This is a genomic window from Methylothermaceae bacteria B42, from assembly GCA_001566965.1.
GTDB lineage: Bacteria > Pseudomonadota > Gammaproteobacteria > Methylococcales > Methylothermaceae > Methylohalobius.
This window is the reverse complement of record LSNW01000007.1, coordinates 143,415-156,145: the sequence shown is the minus strand read 5'-3', so window position 1 is coordinate 156,145 and position 12,731 is coordinate 143,415. Positions and strand designations below refer to the sequence as shown.

Here is a 12,731-nt window from a genome sequence, read left to right as displayed (position 1 = left end):
TGGTGGCGGTGTCGACGATGGAAATGGTCGCACTGAGCGTGTTGGCGGTAACCACATATTTGCCATCCGGGCTGACCAGGGTCTGGTGTTGTTGGTTGCAGAAGGCGCCCAACGCTTTGCCGCCGAACACGGGATTGACATTGTCCCGCCGTCTTATTTCTACTCGAAGACTAGAGAATGGTCACATTCTCATGGATTGGGCACCGTTGGCGCGGTGGCCTTAGATCGGTACGGGAATCTCGCTGCTGGCACTTCCACAGGCGGTACTCCCAATACACACCCGGGAAGAGTAGGGGATTCGGCTATCATTGGCACAGGGACTTTTGCTGACAATGCCATTTGTGCGATTTCTGCCACTGGCCATGGGGAATTTTTCATCCGTCAGGTGGTGGGCCAAGAGATCTCAGTACAAATGAAATATCTGGGGCAATCCTTGGCGAAGGCAGCCAAGGGCGTTATCCATGGCACTCTTGAGCCCCAAGGCGGGAAAGGCGGGGTGATTGGACTGGACCGTAGCGGCAACATCACAATGGTTTTTAATACCCCAGGGATGTATCGGGGGTATATTCGTGAATCCGAACCTCCCAAAGTTTACTTATATCGATGAAAATCCGTAAAAGGCTAAAAAGACGCATGGAGAGCGTTTTGGAAAGGGTATTCAAGGCTAGAATTACTTTCTAGAAACCAATTCCTGGAGTTCCGGCAAGCACGAGCCACATTTTTGCCCGGCCCCTAATATTTGGCCAATCTCTTCCACCGTTTGATAGCCTTCCTTAATGGCTTGGCGAATCTTGGGTTCAGAAACTTTAAAACAGGCGCAAACGGTATGATCGTCAATGACTTCATCGCCTTCACGGCCAAATAGCAAAGACATCCGCTCGTCTTTGGTAAGGTGCTCGCGCTCGAACAATTCAATCAGCCAATCGCGGGGTGGTACTTGTGGGTCGCGGCTGATATAGACACAGGCCGCCAGCTTTTCTTCATGAAGCACTGCGGCGCGGTACTGATTGCGGACGCTGTCGTGATATTCAATCCATACCCCCTGTTCGTCCTCCAACAGTTCACGGGCGCGGGCTGGCCAAGCTTTGGGCTCGTCATTTCCCGCCACTTCATAACGCCACAATTCGTGACCCAGGCGTACTCTGGCCCAATACAAGGCGTATTTCAACTGAGGATGCAGCTCTACCCGGGTGATATAAAACCCAAACCATTCGCAATGGCAGGGAAGCACGGAAACCGGCTGATGCTTGAATTCGGGTTGTCCGGACAAAGGATCGACAAGATTTTCCAGCAACGTATTGACCCGGCCCTGACTGGTATAAAAGTCGTTCCAGTGCATGGGAACAAATACACTCCCCGGGCGTTGACGCGGACTGACATGAACCCGCGCCAAGATCTCGTGGCCGCTGTGCCCCCTTATCCAAGCCAGTTCTTTGTGGCGTAGCGCCAGTTTATCAGCGTCACTGGGGTGTACCGCAACAAAGGGTTCTGGCGTATGGCCAGAAAGCCGTAATGAGGTGCCGGTACGGGTCATGGTATGCCACTGATCCCGAACCCGTCCGGTGTTGAGTACCAAAGGGCGGCTGTCATCGGGGGATCTTGCAGGTAGGCGGGGTTCCACGGCGACGAAGCGGGCCCGGCCATTGTCGGTGGGAAAGTACCCATCGGTAAATAGCCGGGTTACCCCCTTCCGAGAGGTTTGGGTAATGGGCCAAGGGACGGGGCTTAATGCATCGTATTGTTCATCGCTCAGAGAGGCGAGCGCGCTGATATCGAACAAGCGTTGGCCATTATTCCCTACGCTTGACAAAGCAGCATGTTCGCGAAAAATTTGGGCGGGAGAATTGTAATCAAAAAAGTTGCCATAGCCCATCGCTTTTGCAACTTGGGCAATGATCCACCAATCCGGTTGAGCTTCTCCAGGTGGACGGCGAAAAGTCCGCTGACGGGAAATTACCCGGGCGGAATTGGTGACGGTGCCGTCTTTCTCTCCCCAAGTCGCCGCCGGCAGCAACACGTCTGCTAGCACAGCGGTATCGGTTGTCTGCACGCATTCAGAAATGACTACCAAAGGACAACATTCCAGTGCACGGCGTACGTGATCGGCATCAGGCAGGCTTACTACGGGATTGGTGGCCATAATCCATATTGCCTTGATTTTCCCCTCCAAAATAGCATCAAACAAGGCCGTGGCTTTGAACCCTGGCTTTTCTGCAATGGTGGGAGATTGCCAAAATTGCTGTACCCGTTGGCGGTCTGCTTCGTTCTCCAAGGCCATATGGGCAGCAAGCTGACTGGATAAGCCGCCCACTTCCCGTCCTCCCATAGCGTTGGGTTGGCCGGTGAGTGAGAAGGGGCCAGCGCCGGGTTTGCCAATTCGGCCAGTAATTAGATGGCAATTAATCAAGGCATTGATCTTGTTCACACCGCTGGTGGATTGATTTAACCCTTGGGAGTAGGCGCTTACCACCCGCTCGGTGGCGGCAAAATGGCGATAAAATGTTTCCACGTCTTCGGCGTTTAGCTCGCAAATCCGGGCTACCGTGGCGATATCGGGGGAACTGGCGCGAGCTGCGGCAATGGTGGCTTTCAACCCTTCGGTATGGAGGGTGACAAAGTTTTCATTTTGTTGATTGTGGTCGTACAAATAAACCAGCAGGCCATTGAATAATACCGCATCGGTACCGGGTTTGATGGCTAGGTGCAAGCCTCCGAAGGAGGTGGTGTAAGTGCGTCGGGGATCAATGGTAACCACAAACTGTTCCACCGGTGCCTCATTGAGCCGCCTAAATAGCACAGGGTGGCACCAGGCCAAATTGCTCCCGGCGAGCACGACCATCTCGGCCTGTTCCAGATCTGCATAGCAAGCAGGTACTAAGTCTTCTCCAAAAGCGCGTTGATGCGCTACCACTGGCGTGGACATGCATAGTCGGGAATTGGTATCGATATTGGCAGAGCCAATAAATCCCTTCATTAGCTTGTTGGCGACATAGTAATCCTCGGTAAGTAGTTGTCCTGAAACATAAAAGGCCAGCGATTCCGGGCCATATTTGGCTATCGTTTGCCTGAATTTTTCCGCAACGGTGGTTATCGCTTCGTCCCAACTGGTTTGGCGCCCGCCAATTTGGGGGTAAAGCAAGCGGCCTGGAAGTTCCACGGTTTCCCCCAGTGCGCTGCCTTTGGAGCACAATCGTCCCAAATTGGCGGGATGGGTAGGGTCGCCTTCAATTAGAAGGGGTTGATTCTCAGTACAAGTAACTTGCACCCCGCAACCAACCCCGCAGTAAGGGCAAGTAGTCTGACACGAGGGAGGGGTAGCGATCATTAATTTTTCTGGTAATTAAAGTTAGTGGAACCGAAATGGCGTATTATGAATGAGCTGGTGATCGTGACAGGCACAGAATTAGTCCTTGACTCGCTGGAATAGCGTGCCTTTGCACTTGGGGCAAGGCGGAATACGCCCGGTTTTATGAAAATGCAGGATTTCCCCGCATTTTTTACATTGCAGGGTGCCGATAGTGGTGATTTCACCGGTGCGCCATTCATCCAGGCGTTGCAGGGTCTTTTTAAGGTGGGAAAGTTCCACTTTGGTGAAATCCACAAGCGTTTGAAAGCGGTGCAGCAGCTTTTTTTCAATCAAAAGCAGATCCAGGCGCAGCCAATCGGTCAGATCTCTTTCCTCCATCAACAAGTGTTCGGCGGCATCGTGCAAGTCCCGCAGTACCGAAGCTGCGATATCTTCGGCGTGTTCCTGGGGGATTTCGCCGGTTTTGAGCAAGAGTTCTTTGGCTTCATGAACACTATCAGCCACGGCTTGGGCATTTTGCCGGTCTTTTTCACCAAGAGTTTTTTGTGCCAACTCGCTGATGCGGTCGTAGGCATGGGAAAGCGCTTCATCCAAGGGTAAAGTTTGCTTTTGATTCATGTCATAGTTGCTCGTGAATAAAAAATAGAGAACTATTATACGTATAGAAACCCAAGGGGAGAGAACATGACAGTAGAAATCGATTCGCGCAAATGGTGCCAGGGGACAGTCGTGGAATTGTACCGCTGGGCAGAGCGGTTGTATTCATTGCGGGTGGAAGCGGAGATAGCACCTTTTGAGGCGGGGCAGTTCGGGCGTTTGGGATTGCCCATTGGAGAAGAATTTGTCAGCCGGCCTTATTCTTATGTCAATGCACCGGACGAACGGCCATTGGATTTCTATTTCATTGTGGTGCCGGGGGGCAAGCTGACTCCCCGGTTGGCGGCTTTGAAAGCGGGAGATACAGTTTGGGTCAGCCGCCGCGGCGCGGGGATTTTTACTTTAAGTCATGTACCGGAAGGCCGCTATTTATGGATGTTGGCCACGGGCACGGCGCTGGGGCCTTTTTTATCCATTTTGAAAACCATAACCCCATGGCAACGGTTTGAAAAAATTGTTTTGGTCCACGGGGTGCGTACCACGTCTGAATTGGCGTACCGGGAAGTAATTCAGGGGTTTCACAATCAGCATCCCCAACAATTCATTGATTTTGCCTGTGTGACTCGAGAAAAAGCGCAAGGCATGATTCACGCGCGGATTACAACGGCAATCGAGGAGGGGATCCTCGAGTCGAAGGCAGGCATCGCGTTACAACCAGAAGACAGCCAAGTCATGATTTGTGGCAATCCAGCCATGGTGAAAGACGCTATTGAGTTGTTGAAGGGGCGGGGGTTTCAAGAAAACCTGCGCAAGCAGCCGGGTCAAATTACGACTGAGCGGTATTGGTAGGATGGAGCCGGATATGCCACTGGTGCTGCTTTTGCTTTGAGACATCAAAACGTAACGGGAGAAACGCTTCAATCACCTGAATGTTGGTTAAGGTATGCCGGGTCGGCGGCAGGGTGAGAAATTGGCCGCCCCCTGCCAAGGCCATGGGAAGCAAAATTTGGTCGGCAAGATAGGGTCCGACGGGAACTTCGGCGCTTAAATAGCGCTGCACTTCAGTCGCTAAATGTTGTGCTACTTTTTCTGCCCGAATGCCCCGCTGGCCGTAACCGGTAAAAACTTCGGTGATCTCTTCGTTAATGACCTCCACAGTAACCACATTGCCAACGCCGCACCCCTTCAATTCCTGGAGTTGGCAGTTTTCGGGTTTTAACTTAATCAGTTCAGTGAGTGTATTTAATTCCCGCTCACCGATATGACGGGGCAGATCGGCCACAATGGCCTTGGCGTGGATGGTTTTGATGGCTCCCCGAGACAGGATATCAATCGGCTGCAAATGGCAAACAGGGTTAATGGAGACATGAATAATACCGCCTCCTTGCGGATAAAATCCGGGCCGTTCCAGCTGTAAATCCACGTGCGCCCCCATTTTTTCCAGCTGGGGGAGGAAGGTTCGCTCAAGAAAATCAAAAGGCGGGGCTTTGGGATTATGGGTGCCGCCGCACAGGGTTATGTGAGAGGGGCTAGGCGCCAAAAGCAGCGGAAGTAGAATTGCCTGTAGCAAAAGCGTGGTGCTGCCGGCGGTGCCGATATCAAAGCGGTAATTGCCAGGTTGAATAGGTCCGGGAATGAACAAAATCTCTTGGGAGCCAAGATGGGCGCCAGTTACCTTGGCATGGCTCAATTCGGCCGCCGCCAGTACGCAAGCGAGATGTTGGCGGCGAAGGCCGGGTTTTTGACGTTTTGCCCGGATATTGACCAAATGAATGGGGCGCTGCAAATGAAGGGACAACGCCAGAGAGGTCCGCAAGATCTGGCCACCCTCCTCGCCTTGGGAACCGTCAATTCGCAGTGGCATCGCCACTATTCGGTTTCTTCCATCCCCAAGGGGATTTCCTGCAAGGAATTTTCGGATAACAGAAATCCGCGCATTTCCAGCACCCCTTTGGTATTGAGAGAAATAATAAAATAGAGCGCTTCGGGGTAAGCCGCCAGAGAGACGTCTTCTTCCGAAGGTTGTGCAGGTGCTTTCGGGTGAGAATGGTAAATGGCAAAAAGCTCTTCCCCGCGTTCTCGCATGGTTTTCATGGCCGCTATTTGCCCTTCAGGATCCATCCGAAAATGATTCTTTGGATCTTCAGCAATATTTTTGACAGGGTAAATGTTTACAGGCACGCCGTCTTTGGCGCCGATCAAGCCACAGACTTCATAGTCAGCGTGAATTTGGGCTTGGTGCAGCAGTTGATTGACGATGTGCCTCGGTAGAAAGACAGGTTCTTGTGGTTGCATGTTAAGAGCTCCATTGAGCGCGGGTAACGCGCGGATGATTTTGCCAGTCGGAGAAACAAGTCACTTCCTGATAACCTAAAGATTCGAAGATTCTAGCAACAGCAGGCCGTTGATCCCAACCATGCTCTACTATTAGCCAGCCACCGGGTTTTAGGCAACGGCGAGCCTGGGCCCCGATGGTTTGTAGGGCGGCCAGGCCGTTTTTGTCCGCAGCCAGTGCGGAGCGGGGTTCAAAGCGGACATCCCCTCGGTTCAGATGGGGATCATCCGGGGCGATATAGGGTGGGTTACTGACAATTAAATCAAAACTGGAAGGACGGAAAGACGACAGCCAGTTGGCTTGGCATAGGTGTACATTGTTGGCCCGATGTCGCTGGACATTTTCGCTGGCCACTTTTAATGCTTTCAGTGAGCGGTCAGTAGCGACCACCTGAATATTAGGACGCTCAAGCCCCAAGGTAAGAGCAATGGCGCCGCTGCCGGTGCCCAGGTCTGCAACCAGGACAGGGCAATCTTTGGGTATCAATGCCAAAGTGTGCTCCACCAGTAGTTCCGTTTCCGGCCTTGGGATCAAAACCGCAGAATTAACGTAAAATTCGCGGGACCAGAATTCCTTGGTTCCCAATAGATAGGCGATAGGTTCCCCCTGTAGCCGGCGTTGCAGGAGTTGGTGAAAACAAGAAAGCAAAGGATCTTCAACCCTCTTTTCCGGCCAAGCATGGAGGTGAGCACGGGGTTTGTTGAGGGCATGGGCCAAGAGCAGTTCTGTATCCAAGTTGGGCGATTGGGAAACCGATGCCAACGCCTGGCTGCCCTGACGCAAAAGCTGGGCAATAGTGGCCATGTCTAAAAGATTAGCCGGCGGCCATTTCCGCCAGCAGATCAGCCTGGTGCTCCCGGATCAGAGGGTCGATAAGTTGATCCAATTCTCCTTCCAGAATGGTGTCCAGCTTGTAGAGGGTCAGGTTGATCCGGTGATCAGTGACCCGGCCTTGTGGGAAGTTGTAAGTGCGGATTCGCTCGGAACGGTCGCCAGAACCCACCTGAAGTTTGCGGGAAGCGGCCTGTTCGGCCTGGATTTTGGCTTGCTCTGCGGCCAACAAACGAGCCTTGAGCAAGGCCATGGCCCGGGCTTTGTTTTTATGCTGGGAGCGTTCGTCCTGGCATTCCACTACAATCCCGGTGGGCAGATGGGTGATGCGCACGGCGGAATCGGTGGTGTTGACGTGCTGACCTCCCGCGCCCGAGGAACGGAAGGTATCAATTCGAAGTTCACTGGGGTTGATATCCACAGCGTCGACTTCCTCCACTTCCGGCAATACCGCAACGGTACAAGCCGAGGTGTGGATGCGGCCCTGGGACTCGGTTTCCGGTACCCGCTGAACCCGATGGGTGCCGGCCTCGAATTTGAGCTGGGAATAGACATCCGTGCCGGAAATTTTGAGAACGATTTCCTTGTAACCGCCGTGTTCCCCGGGGCTTTCTGAAAGTATTTCTACCCGCCAGCCTTTCTTTTCCCCAAACCGGGTGTACATTCTGGCAAGATCACCGGCAAACAACGCTGCTTCCGCGCCACCGGTGCCGGCCCGGATTTCCAGGAAGATATTGCGGGCATCATGGGGGTCTTTGGGGAGCAGCAGAATTTGCAGCGCCTGTTCCAATTGTTGCAAGCGGGATTTGGCCTGTTCCATTTCTTCCTTGACCAGCGCCTTCATTTCGGGATCGTTATCCTGCAACATTTCCTCCGCATCAGCCAGTTGTTGCTGGGTTTGCTGGTATTCCTTGTAGGTGGCCACGACTGGCTCCAGCTGGGCATACTCCTGGCTTAAGTTACGGAATTGGTCAGCCGAGCTTTGTACTTCCGGCAGGCTCAATAGCCCGGAAATTTCCTCAAAACGGTCGGTGAGTTTGTCGAGTTTATGTTGAATGGATGATTGCACGGATTTTAGTCAAGTTTGAATAGTTCACGAGCCGCTGCCACCAAATCATGACGTTCATTGATGGCTGCTTGTTTTAATTGGACGCTGGGCGTGTGCAGAAGTTTACGGCTGAGGGTATGGGCGAGTTTCTCGATGACTTGTTCCGGAGGAACGCCCTTGGCGAGGTCGCGACGAGCTTTGGCCAGGACTTCTTGGCGGTATTGATCGCCTTTGCCCCGCAAGGCGCGAATAGTATCGGTGGCGCCCTGTGACCTAAGCCAGGCGAGGAAGTGTTCCACTTCCATGGCGATGATCTCCTCGGCCTGGGTAGCGGCTTCCCGGCGGACTTGCCAGTTTTCTTCGATAATATGATTGAGATCGTCGACGGTATAGAGATAAACATCGGCCAGTTGTTCCACCTCGGGTTCGATATCCCTCGGTACGGCCAGATCTACCATGAAAATGGGTTTATGCCGGCGTAGTTTGATGGCGCGCTCAATAGCGCCTTTTCCCAAAATAGGGAGTTGGCTGGCGGTGGAAGAAACGATAATGTCTGCGTCGTGCAGGTGATTGGGTAGTTCCCGCAGGGCAATCGCGTAGCCACCGAATTGAGCCGCCAGAGTATGGGCTTTGTCGAAGGTGCGATTGGCGATAATCAGACGCCCGATCCCTTGCTGATAGAGATGACGCGCCGTGAGCTCGACAGTTTCTCCAGCACCAATCAATAGGGCAGTTTGCTCTCCCAGGTCGTCGAAAATCTGTTGGGACAGGCGTACGGCGGCAAAAGCGACCGATACCGGACTGGCGCCAATGGCGGTGTCGGTACGGATTTTTTTTGCAGCGGCAAAAGTGTGTTGAAATAGGCGGCTCATGATTTTGCCCAGCGCGCCGGCCTCAATAGCAGCTTGATAGGCTGTCTTCATTTGGCCGAGGATCTGTGGCTCGCCTAAAATCATAGAGTCGAGACCGCAAGCAACCCGGAATAAATGGTAAATAGTGTCGCGATCTGTATGAATATAAAGGTAAGGAGTAAACTCTTTAGGAGAGAGGTCTCGTTTTTGTGCTAGCCAGTCAATCAAAAGCTGATGATCGGAAGCTTCGGTATGGCAATAAAGTTCTGTCCGGTTGCAAGTGGATAAAATAGTGGCTTCAAGAACCCCCGGCAGTTTAATGAGTCCTTCCAGCAGTTCACGCAATTGTTCACTGGGAAAGGCGAGCCTTTCCCGTATCGCTACGGGAGCTGTTGTGTGATTAATTCCTAACGCGAGCAAAGTCATTAAAATAGGATAACTTTATAGATGGCAATAGGTTTCATTTTAAAAACAAAATATAATTAAAGAAACCTCTAAAGTTTTAGGCCCTCCTAAATCATCGCCGGCTTGCCTGGACAAGCCGCACCACAAGGATAAGGAATTTAGTCAGTGTATAAAATTTGTTTGATCTCAGTTTTGGCATTTCTGTTCACTGCAATGTCCGGGTGCGCTAAGCGTTCGGCATTCCCAGAGCCTCCGCCGCTTCTTTCCGAAGAAAAGCTCCGCAAGCTGGAAGTTACTGGCGATAGCGTTAAATCTGATATTTTGTATGTGCTGTTGACCGCCGAAATTGCCGGTCAGCGTGGCCAATATCGCCTTGCGCTCGATAATTATTTGCAGGTTGCCGATAAAATTCCAGAGCCTTGGGTTGCTGAACGCGCGGCTCGAATCGCCTTGTATCTAAACGATGTGGAAAAGGCAAAAAAAGCAGTGGAACTGTGGCTGTCACGGGATCCTGATAGCTTGGACGCGAACAAGGCGGCAGTGATGCTGTATTTACAAAGCGGGGAAAATGAAAAGGCCATTGACAGGCTTGCCCACTTGATGACACTGGCAGGCGCCAATAAAGAGCAGGTGTTGCTGGAGATTCTGCGGTTTATGGATAAGAAAGTGCCAAAACCGCAATCATTGGCAGTGATGGAAGCCCTCAGCCAGCGTTTTCCTCGCTCTCCTGAAGTTCATTATGCTTTTGGTTTGCTTGCATTGCGTCAAGGCAACACTGACCTGGCGCTAAAGCATGTGACCAAGGCTTTGGAGCTGCGCCCGGATTGGAATAAAGTGCAGCTAATGCAAAGCCATTTATTGGCCCAATTGGGAGAGTCGGACAAGGCCCGTCACTCCCTGAAAGCATTGATTGAAAAACACCCGGAAAATATCCAGCTGCGGATGGTTTATGCGCAATTTCTGCTCAAGCAGCAAGATTACAAGGCTGCGGAACAGGAATTTAACAAGATACTCCGGCTGCAGCCAGACCATCCCGATGCCTTGTATGCCTATGCTCTGGTGAGCTTGCAATTACATAAGGATAAGCAAGCGGAAAAAGCGCTGAAACTTTTGCTCCAACAGCCAAAATGGCGCTCGGAAGCCTATTTTTATTTGGGCCGCATCGAAGCCAAGCGCGGGAATTATCAAAAGGCGCTTGAATGGTTCGAAAAAATCAAGGAAGGGGATCTGGTTTTCGACGCCGAAGTCAACAGCACCGCTGCTTTGGTAAAGCTCGGGAAGGTGGAGGAAGCACTGAAGCGTCTTGAGAAATTGCAAACTCAGTATCCGGAAAAAAAACGGCAGCTTTATTTGCTCCAGGCCGAAATTTTAAATGAACAAAAAGATTACCAGGGCGCATTTGAGGTATTAAGCCGGGCGCTTATTGACTTTCCGGGAGATTCCGATCTTCTATACGCGAGGGCCTTGCTGGCGGAAAAGCTTGATCGCTTGGATATTGTCGAGGCGGACCTGAAAAAAATTCTGGAGAAGAACCCGGATGATGCCAATGCATTGAACGCGCTTGGTTACACTTTGGTTGACCGCACCAACCGCTATGAAGAGGCCAAATCTTTTTTAGATAAAGCCTTGCGTTTAAAGCCGGATGATCCAGCTATTTTGGATAGCTACGGTTGGCTTTTATACAAATTAAAGGACTATTCCGGCGCCTTGCACTATTTGCAAAAGGCTTACCAGATTAATCCAGATCCTGAAATTGGCGCCCATTTGGGTGAGGTGTTGTGGGCTTTAGAACGCAGGGATGAGGCTAAGCAACTCTGGCGGGAGGTCATTAAAAAAACCAAAAAGGGTGATCGTATTCGAGAGTTGGTGGAGCGCTTCAAACAGCGGCTGGAAGAATGATTCCATCCAGCAGATATTTGAATGCGTCATTAATATGGATTTTTCTTTGCTTGTCGGTCACCAGCTGCGCGGTGTGGCGCGCACCGGTTTTGGAGGAGCGTAGAACCAAAGAATGGGCGTGGCTGCAGACGATTGATGCCTGGCAAATGGAAGGGAGAATTGGTGTCAGCGGGGGCAGAGAGCATTGGCACGGCCATTTGCTGTGGAAACATAATCCTACTTTGGATTACATGCTGGTATCCGGCCCTTTGGGTCAAGGAGGCATTGCAGTCTGGTTAACCAAAGGTTTGGTCAAAATAGACCGTGGCAAGGGGGATGTGCGGGTTTCTAACCAGCCTGGTGCTTTTCTCAAAGAATTATTTGGTGTGGAACTGCCTTTACAGTCTATGCATTTCTGGGTCTTGGGGCGTCCTGTGCCTGAGGTGGCGCATAACGCCGAATACCGGCCCGATGGCAGATTGCATCAACTCCATCAAGGGGCATGGTCTGTTTTGTACAAGCGCTACGTCAAAGTGGGTGAAGGGTCACTACCTGAAAAAATCATTATTACTGGGCCTGGAGGCATCCGCCTCAAATTGATTGTTCACGACTGGCAAGTGAATGTCTGAGGTTTCGGTTTACCAACAATGGCCGGCGCCGGCCAAATTAAATCTGATGCTGAGAATTATCGGGCGGCGAGCCGATGGTTACCATCTATTGCAAACGGTTTTCCAGTTTATTGATCGCTGCGATTTCCTCGATTTTGAAATTTTGAAAGACTCTCGTATAGAGCTAAAAACACCTCTTGCAGGTGTCCCTCCCGAAACAGATTTGACCGTTAGAGCAGCGCGTTTACTCCAGGAATCGGCGGGTGTAAGGAAAGGCGTCAGGATTTCAGTCCATAAGCGCTTGCCAATGGGTGGCGGTCTAGGAGGAGGAAGCTCGGATGCCGCAACCGTGCTGATGGTATTGAATTACTTTTGGGAGGTTGGGTTAACGGAAGAAACGCTTATTCAGCTAGGCGTGCGGCTGGGCGCGGATGTGCCTGTGTTCATCAAAGGACGAAGCGCCTGGGCAGAAGGGGTTGGAGAGACATTGACGCCTCTGGATTTGCCGCAGCCATGGTACGTGATCGTTATTCCGCCTTGCCACGTCTCTACTCGGGAAATTTTTTCTGACCCTGATTTGACAAGAAATAGCAATCCTGTCAAAATTAAGAACTTTCTTGAAGGCATGGAGGCTAACGATTGCCTGCCTGTTGTCAGGGATAAATATCCCCAAGTAAAGCAGGCATTGTCAGAGCTGTCGCAATTTGGAAATGCGCGTCTGACAGGTACAGGGGCGTGTGTTTTTTCCGCTTTTCCCACCAAGGGGCAAGCGCTTGAGGTAAAGCGGGAAATGGCAAAGAAATGGCAAGCGATGGTCGCTCAGGGAAGGAATCTTTCACCGTTACATGAGAAATTGGCGCAGCTGCGCTGA

At 51.7% G+C, this 12,731-nt stretch carries 11 protein-coding genes and 1 pseudogene; 5 read left to right on the top strand and 7 right to left on the bottom strand.

Annotation, left to right across the window (positions count from 1 at the left end; all coding sequences use genetic code 11):
- Positions 1-607: pseudogene (locus AXA67_05105) on the top strand (hypothetical protein).
- A 63-nt stretch (positions 608-670) separates the two neighbouring features.
- On the opposite strand, the gene AXA67_05100 reads toward AXA67_05105, so the two are convergent.
- Entirely contained in the window at positions 671-3,325 is a 2,655-nt protein-coding gene (locus AXA67_05100; GenBank protein ID KXJ41704.1) for a nitrate reductase, read from the bottom strand.
- A 78-nt stretch (positions 3,326-3,403) separates the two neighbouring features.
- Positions 3,404-3,925: a hypothetical protein gene (locus AXA67_05095; GenBank protein ID KXJ41703.1), complete on the bottom strand. Its 522-nt coding sequence runs from the start codon at positions 3,923-3,925 to the stop codon at positions 3,404-3,406.
- A 66-nt stretch (positions 3,926-3,991) separates the two neighbouring features.
- Here AXA67_05095 and AXA67_05090 point away from each other — a divergent pair, with 66 nt between their 5' ends.
- The gene (locus AXA67_05090) at positions 3,992-4,753 is read left to right on the top strand and encodes a ferredoxin--NADP(+) reductase (protein ID KXJ41702.1); all 762 of its coding nucleotides are present in this window, start codon (positions 3,992-3,994) and stop codon (positions 4,751-4,753) included.
- Here AXA67_05090 and AXA67_05085 read toward each other — a convergent pair.
- The 5 genes from AXA67_05085 to AXA67_05065 are packed head-to-tail and all read right to left on the bottom strand — an operon-like array spanning position 4,731 to position 9,395.
- Positions 4,731-5,768 (bottom strand): RNA 3'-phosphate cyclase, encoded by a 1,038-nt coding sequence (locus tag AXA67_05085; GenBank protein KXJ41701.1) that lies wholly within the window; start codon positions 5,766-5,768, stop codon positions 4,731-4,733. The genes AXA67_05090 and AXA67_05085 overlap by 23 nt on opposite strands.
- A 5-nt stretch (positions 5,769-5,773) precedes the next feature.
- On the bottom strand, positions 5,774-6,199 hold the full coding sequence (locus AXA67_05080) for a hypothetical protein (GenBank protein ID KXJ41700.1): 426 nt from the start codon (positions 6,197-6,199) through the stop codon (positions 5,774-5,776).
- A 1-nt stretch (position 6,200) separates the two neighbouring features.
- Positions 6,201-7,043 (bottom strand): hypothetical protein, encoded by an 843-nt coding sequence (locus AXA67_05075; GenBank protein ID KXJ41699.1) that lies wholly within the window; start codon positions 7,041-7,043, stop codon positions 6,201-6,203.
- A gap of 10 nt (positions 7,044-7,053) precedes the next feature.
- Positions 7,054-8,139 (bottom strand): peptide chain release factor 1, encoded by a 1,086-nt coding sequence (gene prfA, locus AXA67_05070; GenBank protein KXJ41698.1) that lies wholly within the window; start codon positions 8,137-8,139, stop codon positions 7,054-7,056.
- Positions 8,140-8,144: 5 nt separating this feature from the next.
- Positions 8,145-9,395, bottom strand: a complete 1,251-nt coding sequence (locus AXA67_05065; protein KXJ41697.1) for a glutamyl-tRNA reductase — start codon at positions 9,393-9,395, stop codon at positions 8,145-8,147.
- Between the two features lie 144 nt (positions 9,396-9,539).
- On the opposite strand from AXA67_05065, the gene AXA67_05060 reads away from it, so the two are divergent.
- From AXA67_05060 to AXA67_05050, 3 genes are read left to right on the top strand one after another with little or no spacing between them, the layout of a single operon-like run.
- Complete coding sequence (locus AXA67_05060; GenBank protein ID KXJ41696.1) at positions 9,540-11,273, top strand: hypothetical protein; 1,734 nt, start codon at positions 9,540-9,542, stop codon at positions 11,271-11,273.
- Positions 11,270-11,881 carry a hypothetical protein gene (locus tag AXA67_05055; protein KXJ41695.1) on the top strand — a complete coding sequence of 204 codons (612 nt, stop codon included), beginning with the start codon at positions 11,270-11,272 and terminating at the stop codon, positions 11,879-11,881. The genes AXA67_05060 and AXA67_05055 overlap by 4 nt, the downstream gene beginning before the upstream one ends.
- Positions 11,874-12,731 carry a 4-(cytidine 5'-diphospho)-2-C-methyl-D-erythritol kinase gene (locus tag AXA67_05050; GenBank protein KXJ41694.1) on the top strand — a complete coding sequence of 286 codons (858 nt, stop codon included), beginning with the start codon at positions 11,874-11,876 and terminating at the stop codon, positions 12,729-12,731. The genes AXA67_05055 and AXA67_05050 overlap by 8 nt, the downstream gene beginning before the upstream one ends.